Origin of the sequence: Dactylosporangium salmoneum, from assembly GCF_039532525.1 — a bacterium.
In the GTDB taxonomy this organism is placed as follows: domain Bacteria; phylum Actinomycetota; class Actinomycetes; order Mycobacteriales; family Micromonosporaceae; genus Dactylosporangium; species Dactylosporangium salmoneum.
Window position 1 is genome coordinate 68632 of sequence record NZ_BAAARV010000031.1, and the last position, 21255, is coordinate 89886.

Consider the following 21255-nt stretch of genomic DNA (forward strand, 5'->3'; position numbering starts at 1 on the left):
GCAGCGGTGTCGGGAGGCTGGAGTGCCGGACGCGGTGCGGTTCGCGACGAAACCGTTGCTGGCGCAGGAGATGGTGGAGCGGGCGATCGAGGCGGATGTGCCGTTCGGTTGGTTGACGGGTGATGAGGCTTACGGGCAGGACACCAAACTGCGGATGTGGTTGGAACTCAACGACATTGCGCACGTTCTCGCTGTGCCGTGCAACACGATGGTGGTGTCGCAGCGGTTGTTGAAGGAGCGGGTCGATCGCCTCGTTGCCGCCGTTGACGCTGCCGGGTGGGCGCGGTTGAGCTGTGGTGCGGGCGCGCACGGTGAGCGGGTCTATGACTGGACGGCGGTGGAGATCCGGCCGTTGCGTCGGCCGGGGTGGGGACATTGGCTGCTGGCCCGGCGCAGTGTCAGCGACCCGAGCAAGCTCGCCTACTACGTGTGTTTCGGGCCGGCCGACACCGACCTCGACGAGCTGATCCGGGTGGCGGGCTCGAGATGGGCGATCGAGGAGTGCTTCCAGACCGCGAAGAACGAGACCGGCCTCGATCACTACCAGGTTCGCGGGTATGAGGCGTGGTATCGACATGTCACGTTGTCCATGCTTGCGGCGGCGTTCCTCGTGATCACCCGAGACGCTGTCAAAAAAGGGGATCCGCTGCCGGCGGCCGCGGATCGCTGATTCCCTTGTCCGTCAACGAGATCCGGCGACTGTTCAATCGGATCACGGCCCCGTTGACGCGCGTCATCGAACACGTCGTGCACTGGTCGACCTGGCGACGAACAAGCCAAACCCGCGCCCGCATCAGCCATTACAAGAGACGCGGACATCATCACAACCTGTCGTTGCAGTACTAAGACGCAAGGCGTTGACCTGCGCTGATACTAAACACGCTGATCACGGCATGCAATGAGCTTCATCGGATGCCAGCTAGTGTCACATTCGACCACCGCCGTGATCCCACGGGATCACAGACGATCATGACAGAAGTGACCTAAGTCACGTTACTTTCGGTCACGCGAACGGGTGAAGACGAAGTCCGCCTCACGCGGGAGCTGTTCATGCGGAGGTGCGTCAGTATCGAAGGGGATGACTTCGGCCGGAGTATGCCCGCACCACAAAAGGCAGGTTGGGAAGTTCGCTACCAGCACGCCACCAATCACGATGCCGGGTTCCTCGAGGGCCGCAGACGCCACACTCCAACCCAACAGCTCAACATTATGATCACTGCGATGACTGCAGCAGGCCAGGGCGGTCCAGCGATTGTTTCGCGCACCTTCCCGCAGGGGTCCGAAGCAGAATACTGGAGGCGCGAGTGCCCACCGACGTGGATATCCCGCGGCAACGGTTTCGAGCCGGAATCCACATGGGACTCACAGATCCGTCCCGCCACAGCAAATCTGACGTCATACACTCGCCGACCTGGGTAGTTTGACGTGATGGCAACTACCTCAGCATCAACCACTCCCCCACGCGCTTCATCCAAGGTAAACCAGCTGAACAATGGTCCGAAGACCGTGAACAATGCGGCTACGACAAGCAGCAAGGCGCGCCTCTTACGCCTACTTCTAGGGCCCCGCATTCACCACCCCCGGGTATTGTCCCTTCGAAAGGGTCCCCTGATTTACCAATTATAGAAGCGCCAAACCCACCAAGTATTACTGTCGCCGCTTGCAACGCCAGCGAAGTTACCCTTAAGGCCCACGCCAGCGCTTTCGGTGTAGACGGTGACGCCGCCTGAAGTCGCCTCAGATTCGCTAACTGAGATAGGACCGATACCACCTTCGATCGTGTCAGCACGTCCCCGCTGATCGTCGATATTTCCACTCGATAGGACGCCGACGACGGACGCACCAGTTCCGAACTGTGGCCCCTGATTAGTTCCATACGAAGACCACATGCCCAATCCCTGGCCATCAGCACCAACACACAGTGCGAAGCTACCACCGAACAAGGCACCAGCCCCACCCGTGAAGCATACGCCAACCATATGCAAGCCGGGATATGCATTAGGGCAGGAGTACGCTCCAAGACCAGGAATTACGTCGCACCCCTGCATCTTGACAACGGTTAGGCCTCCCGGCCCGGTGGGCGTTCCCGGCGTAGGGCGACTGCCGGTGTCGGGAACGCCCGGCATGACCAGCGGACCGGTAGCCCACGGACGGCTGCCGGGATCGGTAACGCCCGGCATGACCAGCGGACCGGTAGCCCACGGACGGCTGCCGGGATCGGGAACGCCGTTCTCCACGTTGCGGCAGAGCGGCCCGCCCCAGCACCGCTGCTCCCACTCCTTCGGGGTCGGTTTGACCTTGAGCGGCTTGCCGCGGTAGCAGCTGCCGCCGCCGCGCGCGCCGCAGATCTTCTTGTTGATGGCGGAACTCTTACGGCTGCTTCCGCTGCCCCAAGCGCTGTTGCCGTGCGACTCATCACTCCCGCAGTCCGCTGGGCCGCTGCAGGTTCGAAGGCCATTGGGGTCACTGTTCGTCACCGGATTGGCTGCGGCGTAGACGTAGCCGTTGAGTTGTTGCGGATCGCTCGGGTCGGTGATCGGGTCATCGGAGATGAACCGGCCTGTGTTGGGGTCGTATTCGCGGGCGCCGAGATGCGTCAGTCCGGTGTTGTCGCGGATGCCGCCGACGAACCCGTGGGGGTTCGGCCAGGAGGGGTCAGCGCCGCGGGGATTGCCGAATGGGTCGGCCTTGCGGCGGGTAGTAGACAGGGTTGCCGCGTCGATAGCGAGCTGGCCGGTGCTGTGCGCGTCGCTGGCGACCCAGGTCGTTGCGGTGGCGGTGCGGGTAGCCTCGCCGACGTATCGGGTGCAGGTGGTGATGGCGCCGGTTTTGCGCAGTTCAAAGCCGGCCAGATAGACGGTGACGCCGGCGGTGTCCTTGACGACGAGGCGGTTGCCGTCGGCGTCGTAGACGTAGCTGGTGGTGCCTGAGGTGTCGGCGACGATAGCGAGGTGGCCTTCGTTGTCCCAGGTGAGGGTCTGACCGGGCTTGCCGCTGATATTGCGGGTCGTGGTGTTCCCGGCTGTGTCGTATTGGAAGGTGTCGGTTCCGGTGGTGGCGCCGCTGGTGGTGACGGTGCTGAGGGTGTGGCGCTGGCCGGTTGCCGGGTAGGTGTAGTCGCGGGTGGTGTCGGTGCCGGTCAGGGCGTGGCGGACTTCGCGGGTGCGGTTGCCGGTCGGGTTGTTGTAGCTGTAGCTGGTCCAGTAGGGGTCGGGACCACCGACCGCGGTGAGGGTCGGTGTCGTCTGGCAGGTGGTGGCGGTGGTGGTCCAAGCCTCGGTCAGCTGGCGCAGATTGTCGTAGCTGAAGCACTGGTTGGACACCGTGGCACCGGCGCTCGTCTCGTTGATGCCGGTGACGTTCCCGGCCGGGTCGTAGCCATAGTTCTCGGTGAGCTGTTCGACCCAGGTGTTCGGGGTGGTCTGGTTCTCGGTGTCCGTGGCCGCGGTGACGAGCCGGCCGGTGGCCTGATCGACGGTCGTGGTCTGCCGGACGCGCTTGCCGTTGGCGCCGATGATCTGCTGATAGAGGCCACCGAGGTTGTAGTAGCTGGTGCCGGCGACGTAGGTGTTGGCCGGGCTGGTCAGAGTCAGCGGCAAGCCAGTGTTGTCGTACGTGCTGGTAACGGTCTCGGCGGGCAGGTCCCCGGCGGCCGGGTAGCTGACCGTGGCGACGGACCCGTTGAGGTTGTAGGTGGTGTTCGTGGTGTAGCTGCCCGACGGCAGACCGGTGATGCTCAGGCTGGACGGGATGACGGTCGTGGTGCCGAGCGGCCGGTAGGCGTCGTCGTAGCCGGTGACCGTGGTGGTGAAGGCGTCCTGGCCGATGTAGCGGGTGGATGAGGTGGGCTGGCCCTTGGCGACGGTGTCGTAGATCCACTGGGTGCGCTTGAACCCGGTCGTGTTCGTGCCGTCGTAGGCGGCGGTGCGGCGGCCGAGGTCGTCGTAGGTGTAGGTGAGGCTGATGCCGCGGGCGTCGGTGGCCGTGGTGAGCCGGTCGGCGTTGTCGTAGACGGCGGTGGCGGAGCCCTTGTCGGGGTCGCTGCTCGAGTCGAGTCGGCCGCGCAGGTCGTAGTGGCTGGTCCAGCTGTTCCCGGCCGGGTCGGTGGCGGCGGTGAGCCGTCCGAGCCGGTCGTAGGTGTAGGTGGTCTTGGTGAACGAGCCGTTCAGGTTCGAGGTGGCGTACTGGCGCAGTTCGGTGGTCTTGCCCCGTACGTCGAACACCGTCTGGGTGGTGATGCCGCCAGCGGGTGGGGTGGTCGCGACCCGGTCACCCTGGTAGACGGTCGTGGTCTGCCACTTCAGCACGTTGGCCGACCACAGCGCGTCGACCGTCTTCCGGCCCACGTTGTCGTAGGTGAAGCGGTGCTGGGTGACCACGTCGGCGTCGGCGAACCCGGCGACGCTGTCGGTGGGTGCGGCGCTGTTCCAGAACGTTGACGTCTTGGTGACCAGGTTGCGGCTGTCGTAGGCGGTGTCGGTGATGATCCGTCCGCCGTTGGCCTGCGGGCCAGGGGCCTGGGTCTGGCGCAGCCGCATCAGCCCGTCGTAGAGCTGGTAGCTGACGATCTGATTGCCGTTGGGGCCGAGCGTCTTGGTGACCACGGTGTTCGGGCCGCCGGTGGAGCGCAGGGTGTAGGTGTACTCGATGTCGGGCAGGTTGGTGGTGGGGCCATTCGCCGCGGAGTGCTGGCGGACGACCTTCGTCAGCCGGCCCAGCGCGTCGTACTCCACCGTCGTGGTCTTGCTGTTGGGGTCCACCACCTTGACCGCCATGGCGCGCAGCGGGTTCAGCGTCGTCACGGTGACATGGCCGAGCGGGTTGGTGACCGTGGTCGACGTGACCGCGCTGCCCGACGCCGGGCTGTAGACGGTGGTCGAGTGCTTGTCCAGCTGGTCGTAGCCGTCGGTCAGCCGGCCGTAGCTGTCGTAGCCGGCGCGGCTGGCTTGGACCCAGGTCAGCGTCGAGCCGTTGACTGCGCTGAGCTTCTTGGTCATCGTCGTGAGGCCCTTGGTGGGCGTGGCCCCGACCGTGGTGGCCGAGTCGTAGAACGTCTGCGTGCCGGCCAGATAGTCAGCGGCGGCCGGCGCGGCGGCGCAGGTGGTGCTCACCGCCTGCACCGGGTAGTCGATCATCCACTTGGTTTTGTCGGGCGTGGCGTACGTGTTGGTGGTGCATACGTCGTCGGTCGTGACATTCGGGTCGCCGTCGTCCTTGACCGCGGTTTCCAGCGCGTACTTGGTGTCGTACGTGTGGGTGGTCCGGCTCCACCGCCAGGTGCTGCTCGCCGGCAGCCAGGTGCCGGTATCGGTCTGCGCTTCGCGGTTGTACCGGGCCGAAATGGTGCCAATGTTGCTGTTGGTGGCCCGGGAGGCGGTGGTGAACTGCCATGGCAGGTGGATGGTTCTGCTGAGCACGGTGGCGTTGAGGCCGGAGCCGTCGAGGGCTTGTTCCTCGACGAGGGTGCCGCGCAGGCCCTCGGCGTCAATCACCACGCGCGTGGACGGGGTCCCGTTCGGGCCCATTTCCGTGCCCAAGCTGGTGATGGTGACTTGGCGGGTGCCGACGCCGGCGGAGGTGAAGTCGCCGTTCAGGCCGCGGTAGTACAGCTTCTTCGACACCGACTGCAGGCCGCCGGCGGCGCCGACGGTGGTGGTCACGGTGCTGTACCCGGCGAAGTCGGTGAACGAGCGGTGCGTGGCAGTGGCCGCCTCATCGCCGCCGAAGTGCCACAGCGTGTTCGTGCTCGAACCTTCCGTGCTGTAGACGTAGCTGGTCTCCACGTTCGGCGAACCGGTCAACGCGTCGATGTCGGTGACCTTCGTGACAACGTACTTGTGGAAGTAGTTCCAGCCGACGCCGTTCCACTGTGGAAAACACCGCAGCGGGAACTGGTCCCACGGCACACCGTTGATGTTGCTGAACGTGCACTCCGGCGGCGAGTACGCCGCCGTGGTGATGTGCCCGGTGCCAGTGTCGACGACCGTCATCCGGTAGTGCTGATAGTACGGGCCAGCGGCGGCCACCAGATTCTGCAACCGGTCCCCACCGAAGTGCATCGGATTCGCCGGCAGGACAGTCCTGGTGTACACGCCGTTCTGGTACAGGTAGTCCACACCGTTGTGGTACAGGTAGTTGAACCACAGCGACGGCGACACACCGGCCTCACCAGAGTCCGGGAAAATGTGCTGCAGGCTCCACACATCCGCGTCCTGGTAGCCACCCTGCGACGGCAACGACACCTTGGTCGTCACCGTCGTCAGCCGGAACGGCGTCCAGTACGTCGGGCTCTGATGGGCCGCGCAGGCCGTCACCGTCGTGGCGCAGAACTGGTCCCACGGCGTGTCCGGCCAGTTCTCAGGATGATCAGCACACGGCTCGGTCGAACACCGCACCCCCGTGTCGAACACCACCTGCATCGGCGCGTTCGAGGCCCCCTCCGTACCCGCCCGGGTGCCGTACTCGATCCGGGTCAGGGTATCGGTGAGGTCGTAGACGTGGGTGTCGGTACCGTTCCAGTTGCCGTACTTCCCCCGATACTTCTCGTAGAAGTACGTCATCGTGTTGCCCCGCGGATCCACGACATAGTCGAGGTTCCACCGGTATGTCATGTCACAACCCGACCACCAGTCATGCACGTTGCTGTGGCACGGCTCCCACGAGTGGTTGCCGTACACCAGGACGTTCTGGGTGCTGTTCGTCGACTGGGGGTCGTCGGCGTAGCGTTTGTTCATGCCGAAGAAGTACTGCGTGCCGTCCTGGGTGGTCAGCTTCCAGTACCGGTTCCGGTAGTCACCGTTCGCTTTGCTTGCGTCGTCAACGACCAATTCGATCCGCGAGCCGTCGTCGGACTCCAAGTGCCAGTATCTGTCGTTCGGGTCTTCGGCGACGGCGTCCCACACCAGGCGACCGGAGTGCCCGCCGAACGACATCGTCATCGGCGGCTCGGACAGATAGCACAGGTCGTTATTGGTCCACCCGTCGTCCTTACACGGACGGTACGTCTGCTCGATGTACCCCGGGTTGTAGTCCCAGCCCTCGCCAGCCCAGGACGACTGGGCGTTCTTCGCCACGGTCCGCCCGTCCACACTCGCCGATGAGTACTGCAACGTCACATCCGGCACCGGACCACCCAGGCCGGGCGGCATCGTCAACGGCACCGAGTAGCCGAACTCGCCGCCCTGGCTGCCTGCGGCCCAGCTAGAGGTCTCGTTCAGCGAGGTGTGCGTATAGTCGCCGCCCGAACTCGACGGAGAGGCGCTGAGCGCATACACGGTCTGACCGCTGGGCGCCGCCGCCAGCGGCGTCGAACCCGCCGTCGACGTCGACGCCGACTGCCCCGTCGACGACAACGGCGTCGAACCCGCAGCACCACCAGCAGCCACCACCGCGTCCGCTCCCCCGCCAGCGGCAAAGACCATCCCGGCGCCGTCGGCGACACTGACCGCGTCGAACGACACCACCTGCGACGCAGCCGAGTTGACCGCCCCATCGACCGGCGTCTGCACCTGACACTCAGCCCGCTCCGGCGTCGTCAACACACACTCAGGCAACCGCACCAGCCGAAGCCGGCCACCGTAGTTCCCGCCATACGCACCCGCGAACGACGAATAGTCCACATCGAGCGCGACCTTGCCGGCACCGGCCTCGCCGTCGTCACGGACCAGCGTGAACAGCACACCCTGCACCTGCGCCTTGTCCGCAACCGTCCGATCCGCCACCGACAACCGCACCACCGACGGACCCGAAGCCGTCAGCAGCCGCGTCTCCGCCTTCGGATCCGACTGCGCATCCGCCGGATCAAGACCCTGCTTCCGCACCCGCACCGCAAGACCACCAGCACGACCAGCACCACCACCAGCGGTCTTCGCCGACACCGCGGAACCGGCCGCACCGAGACTGGCCGTATCCACCGCAATCGACGCCGTACCACCAGCCGGCCACACCGGCGCACCAGCCGACGCCTGCCCCACCCGATCCGACTCCGCCAACGGCACCGTCTTGCCCGCCACGCTCGTCACCGGCACCGACGCCTCCGTCGGCCGATCCGGCTGCAATGCGCCCGGCACCGGCACAGCCGCGGCGTACGGCGGAGCTGTCAACACCCCCGCCGACACCGCCAGCACCAGCCCGACGGCCAGCCCAACCCGGCCACGACCCTGCCGAACCAGACGAACACCGAACCAGCCGCGCCGATGCAGCATGCAAGCCTCCCCGTGCTGATCATGTGGGGAGGCACGCTATCGATCACCGCCGTTGCTGGGAAGAAGCTGACAGCGACATCACGCTCAGCAACATCGCGTCACGGGCCAACTACAGCGTGAAACAGGCAGCTTCAGTGGCAATTATCACATCCAAGATCACCTAGCGTAGGGTCTGGATTCGGTTGACGCTTTCGGCCGCTAGATCCCCGCCTCTATGCCGATGGGCGAAATGACCGGATGGCGTTGAGCATCCGCCCGTGGGCGCCTGCTGTGCTATCGCCCGTTAGCCGGACAACTGCGTCGGCAACACTCCCATGTTTGAACGCGCCGGAATGCCTCACACAAAACGCTGAGGCGCGCCCATGGCGTCCCAGCGAGAATGAGCGTCGTGCGCGTGCTGTTCACCGCGGTACCGATCTACGGCCATCTGCTGCCACTGCTGCCCTCGCCGAAGCCGTAGCCGCGGCCGGTGACGAGGCCGCCGTCGCCGTCCCGCCATCGATGGCGCACCTGGTCGGCGAGCTGCCGGTGTGGCCGGGCGGGCCCGAGCCGGCCGAACTGCTGGCCGAGAACGACCAGCGCACCGGCGGCGCCGACATGGCCGACCTACGCGACATCTCCCCCGTCGCATCGTTCTTCGCCGGTACCCGAGTGGGCCTGTCCTTCGACGCAATCCTTCGCACGGCACGGGCGTTCGAAGCCGACGTGATCGTCGCAGACGAGTACGACGCGGCCGGACCGATGGTCGCCGCCGCGCTGGGACTGCCCCTGGTCCAGCACGCGATCGGGCTCCCGATCGCGCCGCCGCCGCTGGCGCCAGCCATGGGCACCCTCCTCGCCACCCGCTACACGCAGCGGGGCCTGACCCGGCCCGGGCGGGCGGCGCTCATCGACCCATGGCCCGCGCCTCTGCACAGCCCGGCATGGTCGCCGCCGGCCGACCGGCTGGCCATCCGGGCCTACCCCTACGCCGGACGAGCCCCGAGCCAGGCACCCAACCTGCCGCCGCCCACGCCGGGGCGGCCACGGGTGCTGGTCACCCTGGGCACCGTCCTGCTCGACCTTGGGATGCCCGACGCCCTCGTGGACGCCGTCGCCGCCCCCGGCGACATCGACGTCCTGGCACTCATCCCGCCCGGCTGCACCCGCCCACTCGACGACCCCCGCAACAACGTCCGCTTCGCGGGCTTCGTACCGATGGCTGATGTTCATCATGTCCTCAACGAGGACGCTGGCCGGGAAGGCGCAACAGCGGTCGCGGTGGTGGGGAAACGAGCGGCAGTGGGCGGAATTGTAGCCAAGTGACGTCTGGCCACGATGCAGGTCTCGGCCGGTGTCGACCGGGACCTGCGGGCACAAGGAAAAGCCGCTACACGACGATGCGGCTGCGCGAGCTGACTTCGTCGCGGATCGCTTCCAGGGCCTCGACGGCGTGCGCCTGCACAGTCCGCCACGCCGCCGAGAAGTCGGTGACCGGGTACGTCAGACCGAACGCGGGCAGGGCTTTGGCAGCGCTCGTCGCCGCGCCCGCATGTTGGGCGGCATTGCGGATGCGGGTGACGAGCTGGAGCTTCTTGAGCCCCACACGGACTCGGGCTATCCCCTCCGAGGACAGGTGCCCGGTGAGAAAGGCGTCGAGCCGCACCAGCACGCCGTCGTCCGGGTTGCCGGGTACGCGGAGCCCTTTGAGCATCTCGCCGAGCCCGCTGAGGCGGCTGTCGAACTCCTCGGCGGTATTCGCGTCGAACGCGAGCTTCGTGAGGCGCTCTGCGCTGGGCAGGGTGACCAGCCGCTCCTTGAACTCGAGCCGCCATACGACGTCGAGGAAGTCGAAGGCGGCCGCCAGGCTCAACGGCGAGGCGACGAAGGGCTCCATGGCAGGCAGGTCCGGCATGACGAATGCGCGGATCCTCGCCAGGTAGTCGTCGACCCCGGCGACGTTGGCGAACCGCCGCAACCAGGTGCTCGGCTGATGCTCCCAGCTGTTGCCGTCGCTGTGGCCGGCGCCGTGCCAGGTCGAGGGTTCCCCTTGCAGGATGCTGGGGAGCAGGCTGGCGTGCGGATGATCGGCCAAGCCGAGCTCTGACACGAGCTGCGGGCCTGACACGACGACCTCGATTACCCGCAGAGGGTCGTAGCCAGCAGTAACTCTGCGGCTCCGGAGTTCGGCGAGGACTGCGAGGAACATTTCGACGGTCGGGCCGAGCATCGGCGCGTGGGCCATGCCTGCGACGGTCAGCTCGATCCTCGTGTCGGGCGACAACATGCTCGTCCGGCGGATCAAGGAGTACGCGAGCTGCCCACGGGAGATCACGGGCATGGAGCTCATGACCGCGTTCGCGTCAAACCCGGCGTCGTCCATCTTCGCCTCGACATACTGGAAGACCGGCCAGGCGCGGGTCGCGATGACGGCGTCGGCGACGATGTCGATGAGGTACTGCTGCGGCTCGGGCAGGGGCGCGAGGAGCGGGTCGGATACGGTGGCTGCGGTGGTCATGCGGCGATCTCCTCGGTCGTGGCAGCTGTGGGCGCAATCGGCTCCGTGAGGCGCCGGAGGATGTTGGCGAGCAGGATGACGGCGTCGGCGGCGACGCCTGCGTCGCGTCGGTTCCCGGTCGGAGTGTGTTTGACCTGCTGCGCGAACTCGATCGACGCACGGGCGAGTTTGCGCAGGTGAGCGTTGGACGCTCCGGGTAGCGCGTCCTCGATCACGCGGTCGAGTCGGAGCTTGGTCTGCGCCACCGGTGGTTCGATCTCGCCAGCACGGAGGTGTACGGCAGGGTCGTATGCGGTGGCGCTGAGGGTCTCCAGCACGGTGACGGCGTCGTTGCCGATGTTGCGGTAGTCCTGCACTGTCTGCGCGTTCTGGAAGTGCCGGCGAAGTTCGCCGATCTCGGCGTCCACCCGCGCCCAGCCCGTCACCCGGCGCGGACTGACCGCGTCCGCCAGCGTCGAGGTCTCGCCCTGCGCCTGCAACTCGACCAGTTGGTCGAGCAGCGGGTTGAACAGCTCGTTGAGGATGTCGCGGCGGGCCTGATACTTGCCCCCGGCACCGTTTCGCTTCCAGTACGCCCGAAAGGTCGCGAAGTCGCGGAACGGCATGTCGAAGCTGACCGTGAGGCGTTTGAGGACCGCGTGCAGCGTCAGGATCGCCATCCGGATCTGCAGCTCGGTCAGTTCCGGGTCCACACCGGTGCCGACCCGCTCAAGGTCATCGTGGACGAGCCGAACGAGACCAACCGCGACATCGACATCGACGCGGTCTGCGACCGGCGCTCGCCGGAGTTCCTCAACCAGATCGACGTTGAATGTTCGGGTCGGACCGCTGGGCCAGATGCCGCCGGTGTTCGGCTGGTCATCGAAGAAGTCGTCGGGGCGCATCATCAGCTCCTCAGCCAGGACGGCACCGCACCGGACTCGCGATGTACCGCCGCTGCGAAAGCTGGGCGCTGCGCAGCCTTGTAGGCTATCCGCCGCGGCCGGGCACCGCAGACAATTTACGGGCGCCGCATCGAGGACGCCCCACTCGAGTGACAGCCTCACCGACCGACTCAGTGGCGCTGCAGGTGCTGCAGAACCTCCGAGTTGGCCATCCAGCCATCGACCCGGAGTTTCGGCGCCCGATGATCACCAGAGCTGTGTCGACGCCGTCGAACATGAACTGCCCTTGAAGCCTTGAACACGGCTTCGTCGCAGAAACTGCGAGTGCTGTGGGCGTGGTGCGGTTCACCGATGTGCGGGCTCCGGCGTCTGAAGGTAGAAGGCGGTGCGGGAATCGCCGTCGATGGTGAGTTCGAACCATCGGTCGTCGATCCAGGCCAGCTCGGCAGCCAGCGCCGGCGGCTCCTTGCCCTGCTGGCGGGTGCTCGATCGGATGAGCCGGAGCTGGGCGAGTGCCTGGCGCCATCGCACCAGCAGCTCGCGGGGCCAGTCGGCGTAGCTGCCGGGCACGCCGTGCTCGGCCTCGGACTCGCGGCGCTCGCTGTCGACGGCCAGGAAGTCGTGCAGCGAGTTCTCGTGCAGGTCGGGCATCGGTCTCCCTCTTCTGTTGCCGCCGCACTCGGCGGCGCTCAGCAGGCTCCAGTGTTCTCGCGACGAGAAACATTCCCGATGACCGCGAATATCATCAATTCGAGTGAAGGGCGGTCCGGGTCCGCGGGTGTGGCCGCGGCCGTCGATCCGGGCGTACGATCGCGGGCGCGTCACCTGGCCAACGTTGCCTGCGCGCCGGTGGACCCAGTGCTGCGTGGACCGGGCGAGGCCGAGGATCGGGCGCGGGCGTTCGCCAATGACGGGTTACAGGCGCCGCTGGGCGGGTTGGTCGGCAAGCCCGTGGCGTGGCCCACGTCGGCGAGGACGGCGGTGTCGTTGTCGTTGTCGCCGGTGCGCAGGATCGAGGTGAAGCCGAGCCGCCGCAGTTCGGCGACCGCCCGGCGGCTGATGGCGCTGTTCCTTCGTCCGAGGGGTCGTGCGCAAATCCGGTCGCGTCGGCAAGCCGGGCCGTTCTAGCTTGGCTTGTGGAAATGTCGGCGGACTATCATCGTCTGTACCAGGCGATCCTGCATCACGGTGGCCGTCGTGCGAGCGCTGCCGCTGACGCCGCAGCCGAGGTGCTGTTGATCGCGGCAGAGGTGGACGCTGCGCGGCTCACCTCAACCGAGACCACGGCACTTCGTTTCATGTGCTCGTCCGCAGTCTTGAACTGCGCGTTCGATCTGCGGGACACAGCATTGCTCGGACAGGGACGGGACCTCGCGGAGCAGGCACTGGCCGAGACCGCCCCGGACGAGCCGCTGCGCTTCCAGTGCCTGTACAACGTGGCAAACGCCCTTGCGTCCGAGTGTGACTTCGGGCTGCCGGGCGAGGGTCGCCGCGCCACCTGGGTGCCCCAGCTGGTCGCCAATCGCCTGGCGCATCGCGTGCAGCTGCGCAAGGCCCGGAAGCTGTTCTTCGAGATCGGCACCGCCCAGGGAGCGGACCCGCACACTCGGTCGGCGGCGTACTGCAACCTCGCGAACAGCCTCGACCACTCAGGCCGCTGGGCCGAGGCGTACGACTTCTACCTTCGGGCGCTGGATGAGAACCCGGACAACGGCAACGCCGCCGGCAATCTGGCCCAGCTACTGCAGGGGCGCATTGGCAACGGCACCGGGCAGTTGGGGCACCTGGCCGCCGTGTACGACAAGTACGTCACCATGGCCCAGTCGCTTCGTGCGGGCACCGTGTCGTTCGCCGGCGAGGCAACCGCCGACAGGTGGGACGCACTCGAACTCACCGAGAGCGAGGGTCATCTCTCTCATGGGCTCGACGACGACACCGACGAGTACCGGATCTGGGTCGCGGCGCATCGGCTGGCCCTGTCACCTGCCGTCGAAGGCCTCGGCACGGAGGAGCCGCACTGGGACGGTGCGGTCATCGAACAGCTCTACGGCACCACCGCAGCCGACGTCACACCGCCCATCCTGGCCGAGATGAACGTCTTGAAGTCCGACTTCCTGGTGTCGCGGCGCCTGGCGTTCGACGGGGTCGTCCAGATCGCCGAAGGTCTCGAGCAGAAGGCGGACGACTCGGGGTACTACGTCGAGACCCTGGACCATTCCCTCTACGGCACGCAGTACTCGAGGCTGTTGCTGTCGCAGCGATCGGCGCTCGACGTCCTGGACAAGACCGCCGTGGTCGTCAACGAGTACCTCAACGTCGGCGACCGCCCGGACCGCGTGTCGTTCCGCAAGTTCTGGTCGGAGTCCGACGGATCGGTCCGCGCGAACCTCGTGCAGAGCCCGGCCAGGGCGATCCCCGCCTTCGCCCTGTCGGAGCTGGGGTCTCTACGCGCCCTCGCAGGCGCTCCGAAACGCCGGGACCCACCGGATCGTGCATGCGGCACTGCTGGACGCCACGGGTGTCACCGTCGACTCCCGCAGCAGGATCAACCTGTTCGACCTCGTCGACTCCACCGTCCTCGCACTCCAGGTAACCCGTTCCGCGTTCCTGTACGTCATCGACCTGGTGGCCACCTGGAACCACCCGGACGATCATGTCGGCGAGTACGTGCCGATCCCGTCGTACGAATACATGCAGTTCCCGGGTCCCGACACGCACGCCGCCGAGCAGTGACCTCCCGACGCCTCCAGACACGTCGTCGGGCAGTGCACTGGCGGCCCTGGCCCACCGACGGCTCGGGCACTTGGCACCGTACAACCTGAGGCCCACCGACGAGGGCCACCGGCCCCACGGCGTCGCGATGCTGGACAGCCGATGTGGCACCAGGTACGGCGTGACCAGAGCACCATACAAGAGAAGACCGGCGACGAGCACGCAGGACTCTCATCCCCTGCAAGCATCCGACCGCGCCCGCGCGTAACTCTAAGGAGTGATCATCGCGACGCGATGTACGGTTTGTCATATTTCGTGCTGGCAATCGTGGCGACAGGCCGGGAACCTGATCGCTCGAACCGGCTCGCGCACCTATCGTCGCTCCGCGTGGGCTACTCGCGTTGGACACTGGCGGACCTTCAGGTCCACACGCCGGCGGACTTCAATCACAAGTACGGCGCCGTCGGTGGACCGGTGCCGAACGCCGGCTTCGCCAACATCCTGATCAAGGCACACGCCGACGCCGGCGTGCGGGTCATCGCCGTGACGGACCACAACACGCTGGCGTGGTACCCGGAGCTCGCCGCGGCCGGGGCGCGCCATGGCGTCACCGTGTTCCCCGGCATCGAGTTCAATGTCAACAAGTGCCACCTCATGGCGATCTGGGACTGCACCGACGACGGATATCGGCGCGGCGAGCAGTTCCTGGCGCGACTGTTCCCTCCGGACGGGCCACCGGGGCTGACCGACAAGCGCTTCCCGAACCCGACCTTGTCCGGCTCGCCGCTGGAACTGGCGAAGAAGGCCACCGAGCGCTACGGCGCGCTGGTGCTGGCGCCGCACGCCACCGCGAAAGACATCGGACTGTTCGGCAAGAACGTGTGCAACACCAGCGCGCAGGTCGCCCAGAGCGGCTACGTGCTCGGCTTCGACGTATACGGCAACGACCACGCCGACGTGCTCACGAACCCCAAATCGCAGTTCGACGGCCACCGACCGGCCTGGTTCATCTCCGGCGACGTCCGCAGCCTCGACACCGTCGGCGAACGCGCCGTGTACTTGAAGCTGGGCGAGCCACCGACGCTGGAAAGCCTGCGGCAGGCGTTCCTCATGCCAGAGAACCGCATCCGCTTCCCGGAGAAGCTCCGGGACAAGTACGGGCACGTCACCGGCATCCGCTTCCTGCCCAGCGCCGACGCGACCTGGCCACACATCACCCGCATCGCCATCAGCGGCGGATTCCACGACGGTGTCACCGTCGACCTCGGCCCCGGACTCAACGCGATCATCGGCGGCAAGGGCACCGGCAAGTCCACCACGATCGAGATCGCGCGACACGTCTGCGGCGGCGCCGAATCAACCGTCAGTGACAACCGGGCCAACCGCCGTACCAACTTCCCGGCGAACGCCACCGCCACGTTCGGCGTCGTCGCCGAGGATTTGCAGCGGTACGACATCGTCCGCTCCGGCGACAGCACACCCGCCCGCCTGACCCGCAACGGCCGCGACATCGGCGTAGACCCGGGCCGCCGATTCGCCATCAACGTGTTCGGCCAGCGTGAACTCGCCCAACTGGCCGAACACCAGGACGCGCTGCGCGACTTCGTCGCCATCTCCGCCGGCCCGGAGATGGGCGACGCCAAGACCGACGCCAGCAACTGCCTCGCCGAACTGAACCGGATCGACGGTGACCTCCGATTCCTCGAAGCCGAGGTCAGCCGAGCCGAGGAGCACGAAGCGCAACTCGCCGACCTCAACGACCAGCTGAAGGTCGCCGGCCAGCGTGGCGCAGCGGAGCAGGTCACCGCCTCGCAACAGCTCACTACGGTCGAGGAGGAGGTCGCCGCCGTCCAAAACTGGCTGACGGACGCCGAAAGCCTCATCGCCCAGATCCGTCAACGATCCGTCCGTCCGGCAGTCCAGGAGCATGACTGCGTTCCGGAACAGCTCAATCGCACCGCCGACCGGGTTGCAGCCGCCCTGGTCGCCGCCGCCGACGGCATCGAGGCCGCGACCCGCGAAGCGAACGACGTGATCGAGACGCTCATCGCCGAGCATCGCTCCCGGGTCGACGCGCGGCGCCACGAGATCAACGTCGCGCTCGCCGACGCCGGTCTGAAAGACCCTGAAGAACTCGCCCACAAGCAGCGGACCGCCGCCGAGTTGGCCCGCGCCGTCGCCGCCGTGCCGGGCCAACGCGAGCAGATCGTGAGCCACCTGGCCTATCGAGCCAAGCTCCTCGACGACCTGCGCACCTTCCGCACTCTGGTGTCCCAGCAGTTCCAGGACGCCGCAGCGGAACTCAACACCAGGCTCGGCAACCGCGTCCGCGTCGTCGTGCAGCCACTGGCCGACACGACCGACCTCGACAACCTGCTGGAACGGCTCCTCGCCAGCCAGCACGTCCGAGCCGACCAACGGGCGAAACTCGCCGGGGCCGGACCGGCGACCCTCGTCGCGGCGCTGACCGCCACCGACGACAGTCTGCTGAAGCTCGGCGTCACGGACCTCACCGCCAACAAGGCTCGTCAGCTCGGACCCTCCGAGGTCCGGCAGATCGAGCAATGCGATATGCAGGACCTCGTGACGGTCGAGATCAACGTACTCGACACCGGCGACCCACGTTGGCTGGACGTGCGGAAGGTCAGCCCCGGGCAGAAGGCGACCGCGATGCTCGCCCTGGCGCTCGCGACCGGCACCGACCCGCTCATCATCGACCAGCCCGAAGACGACCTCGACAACCGGTTCATCTACGACCAGGTCGTCCGGCAACTCGCCGAGGTCGCAGACCGACGCCAGGTCATCGTCGCCACGCACAACCCGAACATCCCAATCCTCGGCGACGCCGAGATGATCCTCGCCCTCGACGCCACCGTCGACCAGAGCCGCGTGGTCGCCTGCGGCGCCATCGACGAACCGGACGTCGCAGACGCCGCACGACACATCCTTGAGGGAGGCGACGAGGCCTTCAAAGCACGGGCCCGGCGGTACCGAGCCGCTCGATAGCCCAACCTCCGGCACCGAGCCCGATCCGCCGACGCTCCGCAAACCCACGCGCAATGCCGCCGCCGGCCGTCCAAGTCGATCCTACGGATCGCCGGTCGGCGACCCCGACCACATGCTGAGGCGATGACGACGACCGAACACCCACTCGACGGCCCAGGCAGCGACGGGCAGTTAACCTTCAGCCTGGAAGTTGAGCCAGTGTCCTTGCAGGCGAAGAAGACCGCACGCGCGGCGTTCGACGCCGCACTCGCGGCGACCCTTGCCGCCTTCGACTTTGTGATCGACTCCCAGGTTGCGCTGAGCGTTCGACAGTGGGCGGTGCCACGGCGACGGTGGGAGTCCGACGTTGAGCCGGATCTCGACAACTGGCTCAAACCGTTAATCGACAGCTTCGTCGGAGCGGATCGACTGCTCGTGGACGACTCACTCATTCGTTCAGTGGAGGTTTCCTGGGGAGAAGGAAGCGTCAGCAAATCTGTTCTACGGGTGCGCCTGGACTACGACGCCGATCACCGCCTGATGAAAGACGGTCTGCGATACATTCAGTTTCCAGGCGGCCTCTGCTTTCCGCTACCTGGCGAACTGGCCGACGAGGCGGTTGCGAAATGGCTGAACGCCGCAGAATACACGCTCGAAACCGTCGGGAACCTGAATGCCGTGGACGGGTCCGGCTGGCTTCTGTTGACCAACGGTTGGATTCATCGGGCCAGACTGGGCACGTCGTTCACTGTGATGAGTGCGTCCGACTTGAAAGCCGAGCTTGGATTGCCAGCACATGCAGCAGAATCCCGGTAGCCAGCTCCCAGGACGGAGAGCATCGGACCGCTGGAGGTCGAAGCGCCCCGGAGACACGACCCTTGCATCCGTCGTCGATGGACGCGACCTACACCCTGCAACCATCCGCACGTACGAGCGCCCCATATCGACTCACACGCTCTCGTGCGCCAGATCACAACCGTGCGGGCGGTCAAAGCTCAACTTTGACAGTTGAAATACTGGCGCGTCGTCGATAGGTTAGTACGCATGCATACCCGTTTCGTGCGGGGATGCTATGGGTGGGGGTTAATCCCCCCTTCGACACTGGTCTTGGTGAATGTTTACCAAGATCGTGGATCTCGTAGCATCCGAGCAGCAGACCCGAGCGGGTGACTACCCGGTCGGGTTTCAGCATGTGCGGACTGCGTCCCGGCGGCGACGATGACCCGCGTGCCGCACAGCAACCCGGCCCCAGCCGAGCAGATGATCGCGGCGCTCATCCCCGCGCCACTCCCCCGAGCCCGCCCGCCACGGCCACCGCTGTCCCGGCTACCCGCACCTCGCACCGGGCCTGACCGGGCCGAGGCGCACCTGGACGTCGGGCGGCTCGACCCGTCCGGCCGGATCTCGGCCCGTCCGCTGCTGCACAAGCTTGGCTGGCCACCGGGGCACCGAATCCAGTTCGACATCGCGCATGGCGCCATTACAGCGACATCCAGCCCGGCCGCGCGCCACACAATCGGCGCCACCGGCCTCCTGGCCATTCCGGCGCCGGTCCGCCAGCTGTGCCACCTCGCCGCCGGCGACGTCGTCGTCCTGCTCGCCGACCCCGCCCACGACCTTCTGCTGGTCTATCCAGCCCGGACCGTCGCACGCCTGCTAGCCAGCCAGATCGCAGCGGGCGATGGCGGCTGACCGCGAGCGGCTTAACGCCGCCTGGACAGCCCTTGCCGAGCTCGGCGTCACCCTCGCCGACCTGCAACGCGACGCCCGACCCACGCTGCCGACCTTCGACGAGTACCTTCCGCAGGTGCTCGCCGCGGCCGGTCCGGGCGCGCTGCGCGCCTACCGCAGCTACTGGCAGCGCATGACCACAGCCTGGGGCGACTTCGCCATCGACGCCGTCACCGCGAGCGACATCCAGGCGCTCCAGCGGCGCGTCGTCGGCAGCGCTCGAGCCCGGCGCAACAGCCGAGGCGGCCGCCACGCCGGCGAACTGCTCATCGCCGCCGCCCGCGCCTTCTACAACGTGGCCATCGCCGACGGTCTCATCGACGCCGCGGACAGCCCGGCCCACCGAGTCCGTAAACCCCGGCGGCTCCCGACCACCCGACGGGCGCTCACCCCGGCCGAACTGACCGACATCAACGTCGTCGCCCGCACGACCGGCAACGACACCATCCTCGACGCACTGCTATTGCGACTGCACACCGAGACCGCATGCCGGCGTGCCGGTGCGCTCGGGTTGCGCCTACAGGACCTGGACGCTAAACGCGGCCTGCTGCAGTTGCGGGAGAAGGGCGGCACGGTGCGCTGGCAGCCGATCAGCCTCGACCTCGCCGCCAGCCTCGCTCAACACGCCGCCGTCCGCGGCGCAGTCCTGCCCACCGATCCGCTGCCGCGGTACCGCAACGGCAACGGTCTGACCGGCCGTCGCTACGACGAACTCTGGCGCCGCATCGGCCGGCACCTGCCGTGGGTCGCCGCCCAGGGCATCACCGCCCACTGGCTACGCCACACCACCCTCACCTGGGTCGAACGGCACTTCGGCTACGGCACCGCCCGCGCCTACGCCGGCCACACCGACACCACCGGACCAGCCACCACCACCTACATCCGCGCCGACCTCCAGGCCGTCGCCGCGGCTTTGGCCGCGATGACCGGCCAGCCGCACCCGCTCGCGCAGCCCATCGACGGTCATCATGTGGTCTAGTGAAGCCTTGAACACGTTTGCGTCGCAGCAGTGCGGCACAGTATGGGGGCCAAGCCAAGATCATCATGTGGCACAACGCAGAGAGCCCTGCAATTACCTAGGCTCCCTAAGCGCGGCCCCCTCGACGAGCTGACCGGGGCGCTGAGAACGCCGTGCCCGTCGCTGAGCGCGCCGCCGAAGTGAAGGTCCGGGCCGCCAGCGAGGCACGCACCACCGCCCGCCGGGCCTTGGCCGAGGGCATCGTACCAGCGTGCCAGGAGGGCGCCTCGCAGGCCTAGATCAGCACACCTTTACCGGTTTGAGACGGACAAGGTCGGACGGACGGAGGATCTCGATGTCGCCGCTGTCGGCACGACGGATCCGCAGCGTGTTGTCGGCCGTGGAAGGCAGCAGAACACCGCATACGGTGGCCCCGTCCGGACGGGTGACCTGGACCGGGGTCGACTCCGGCGAGGCGGTCGGAGCGAATGTCGTCACGCCCACCGCTGCAGCCAGGGTGGCAATAGTGACAGCCGCGGCGACGATCGCCCGGCGCAGGCGGTCGGCGGCGGTCGATGCGCGTGAGCGGTGGGCGATGTACCACTCGCGGAGCCCTTCGTCGTCTGCGACCGGACGGGTGACCGGCAGCCCGTGGGCGGCCGAGTACCCGTTGACGACGGCGACCGCAGCGGCGGCGAGGGCGGCCAGCAGCGACCCGCCGACGAGGATCCGGGCCCACGGCTCGAGCGAGCGGATGTCGTCGCGGCCCAGGGCCGGCACGACGATGCCGACCAGCCCGATGAGGGTGACGACGGCGGCTGTCCATCGGTCCGCGGCGGTGCGCACCGACTGCAGCCGGCCGGCGGTTTCCGCCCGCAGTGCCTCGGCCGCCTCGGTGAGGTGGGGGTCGTTCGCGGCGCCAACTTTGACCTGGGTGTCGGAAACGAACGTCGCGGTGATCGTCCACGTGCGACCGCAGCCTTCCGCGACGCCCTCCGGCCTGCCCGGGTGCTCGCCGTGGCAGGCGCACGGCACGGAGGCCGTCAGCGTCGTCGGGGCGGGCAGGCCGGGTGCGCTCTCTAGCGAGGTGCTGGTCAGCGGTAGGTTCATGAACGTCGGGTCATGGCAGGCGGGGCAGGCGCCGGACAACTGCAGCTCCGTACGTGACCTGGTGCCGGTCCAGCCGGCCAGCTGCTGATCGGTGACCGTGATCCGTTCCCGCGCGTGCCGCATCGATGTCATCGCGACATTATCGCCACGGTGTCACCCCGCCAACTTGGCCGT

Annotated in this window: 13 protein-coding genes; 8 read left to right on the forward strand and 5 right to left on the reverse strand. The window is 67.2% G+C overall.

Going from position 1 to position 21255, the window contains the following annotated elements; translation table 11 throughout:
* On the forward strand, nucleotides 1-670 hold a 670-nt coding region (locus ABD352_RS21150), incomplete at its 5' end, for an IS701 family transposase (RefSeq protein WP_344614156.1).
* Nucleotides 671-1613: 943 nt separating this feature from the next.
* Here ABD352_RS21150 and ABD352_RS21155 read toward each other — a convergent pair.
* The gene (locus ABD352_RS21155) at nucleotides 1614-8204 is read right to left on the reverse strand and encodes an RHS repeat-associated core domain-containing protein (RefSeq protein WP_344614157.1); all 6591 of its coding nucleotides are present in this window, start codon (nucleotides 8202-8204) and stop codon (nucleotides 1614-1616) included.
* A 501-nt stretch (nucleotides 8205-8705) separates the two neighbouring features.
* Here ABD352_RS21155 and ABD352_RS21160 point away from each other — a divergent pair.
* Entirely contained in the window at nucleotides 8706-9509 is an 804-nt protein-coding gene (locus ABD352_RS21160) for a glycosyltransferase family protein (protein WP_344614158.1), read from the forward strand.
* Between the two features lie 64 nt (nucleotides 9510-9573).
* Here ABD352_RS21160 and ABD352_RS21165 read toward each other — a convergent pair whose 3' ends face one another.
* From ABD352_RS21165 to ABD352_RS21175, 3 genes are all read right to left on the reverse strand, one after another.
* The gene (locus tag ABD352_RS21165) at nucleotides 9574-10701 is read right to left on the reverse strand and encodes a hypothetical protein (protein WP_344614159.1); all 1128 of its coding nucleotides are present in this window, start codon (nucleotides 10699-10701) and stop codon (nucleotides 9574-9576) included.
* Entirely contained in the window at nucleotides 10698-11585 is an 888-nt protein-coding gene (locus ABD352_RS21170) for a hypothetical protein (RefSeq protein ID WP_344614160.1), read from the reverse strand. The genes ABD352_RS21165 and ABD352_RS21170 overlap by 4 nt, the downstream gene beginning before the upstream one ends.
* 345 nt (nucleotides 11586-11930) lie before the next feature.
* On the reverse strand, nucleotides 11931-12236 hold the full coding sequence (locus tag ABD352_RS21175) for a hypothetical protein (RefSeq protein WP_344614161.1): 306 nt from the start codon (nucleotides 12234-12236) through the stop codon (nucleotides 11931-11933).
* 78 nt (nucleotides 12237-12314) lie between these two features.
* On the opposite strand from ABD352_RS21175, the gene ABD352_RS21180 reads away from it, so the two are divergent.
* The 6 genes from ABD352_RS21180 (at nucleotide 12315) to ABD352_RS21205 (ending at nucleotide 19992) form a co-directional block, all read left to right on the forward strand.
* A complete protein-coding gene (locus ABD352_RS21180; protein ID WP_344614162.1) occupies nucleotides 12315-12713 on the forward strand; it encodes a hypothetical protein in 399 nt (132 codons plus the stop codon).
* A 14-nt stretch (nucleotides 12714-12727) separates the two neighbouring features.
* On the forward strand, nucleotides 12728-14407 hold the full coding sequence (locus ABD352_RS21185; RefSeq protein WP_344614163.1) for an LA2681 family HEPN domain-containing protein: 1680 nt from the start codon (nucleotides 12728-12730) through the stop codon (nucleotides 14405-14407).
* Nucleotides 14408-14684: 277 nt separating this feature from the next.
* The gene (locus ABD352_RS21190) at nucleotides 14685-17303 is read left to right on the forward strand and encodes a TrlF family AAA-like ATPase (protein ID WP_344614192.1); all 2619 of its coding nucleotides are present in this window, start codon (nucleotides 14685-14687) and stop codon (nucleotides 17301-17303) included.
* Between the two features lie 123 nt (nucleotides 17304-17426).
* Entirely contained in the window at nucleotides 17427-18098 is a 672-nt protein-coding gene (locus ABD352_RS21195) for a hypothetical protein (protein WP_344614164.1), read from the forward strand.
* 411 nt (nucleotides 18099-18509) lie between these two features.
* Entirely contained in the window at nucleotides 18510-18974 is a 465-nt protein-coding gene (locus tag ABD352_RS21200; protein ID WP_344614165.1) for an AbrB/MazE/SpoVT family DNA-binding domain-containing protein, read from the forward strand.
* Nucleotides 18964-19992: a tyrosine-type recombinase/integrase gene (locus ABD352_RS21205; RefSeq protein WP_344614166.1), complete on the forward strand. Its 1029-nt coding sequence runs from the start codon at nucleotides 18964-18966 to the stop codon at nucleotides 19990-19992. The genes ABD352_RS21200 and ABD352_RS21205 overlap by 11 nt, the downstream gene beginning before the upstream one ends.
* 279 nt (nucleotides 19993-20271) lie before the next feature.
* Here the strand turns inward: ABD352_RS21205 and ABD352_RS21210 are convergent, their stop codons facing one another.
* Nucleotides 20272-21213, reverse strand: coding sequence for a hypothetical protein (locus ABD352_RS21210; RefSeq protein ID WP_344614167.1), 942 nt, complete (start codon nucleotides 21211-21213; stop codon nucleotides 20272-20274).
* Nucleotides 21214-21255: the final 42 nt, after the last annotated feature.